The following is a 529-nucleotide window of genomic DNA, read 5'->3' on the forward strand; positions in this document are numbered from 1 at the left end:
GATTTAAATTTTGTAACCCCATCACGCCAGGTTACTTCAAGCGACATGTTTTTATAACATTCATGTTTGTTATTGGGACTATTCTGTTGCAACCGACAGCCCCTTTCTGTACAAAGAACTAATGTGATTTAATATTAATAAGTTCCCTGTTTTATTGAAATGAAATCTTGACGCTTAATTTAGGCATAAGCTCTTTAATTAAGCATTATTTTTGGGATAACGAGTTAAGCTTAGACTTTAGTTCCTCAACAGAGGATTCATCCGGTCTTGGAGCATATAAGGTTTTTACATGATGGTTTTTATCCAGTAATAGGTATCTGGGAATTTCTTGTAAATTAAGTAATTTATTAAAACCGGAAGTGCTGGCGTGGTCAAAAATAAACTGGTTTTCTTCAATATTGTCCATGATACTTGCATTCTTCCATGCGGTGGCATCTTTATCTGTAGAAAAATAGAGATATACAAAATCTTCATCTTTCAATATCTTTTTAGCTGTTTTTGAATTTGCAATATCCTTTCTGCAAGGTGC

1 pseudogene is annotated in these 529 nt (G+C 33.5%); it reads right to left on the bottom strand.

The features are described 5' to 3' along the window. Positions 1 to 205: 205 nt before the first annotated feature. A pseudogene (locus tag J1905_RS23900) lies at positions 206 to 529 on the bottom strand (thioredoxin family protein); the annotation flags it as partial.

It is taken from the genome of Pedobacter sp. B4-66 (assembly GCF_018492665.1).
Taxonomy (GTDB): domain Bacteria; phylum Bacteroidota; class Bacteroidia; order Sphingobacteriales; family Sphingobacteriaceae; genus Pedobacter.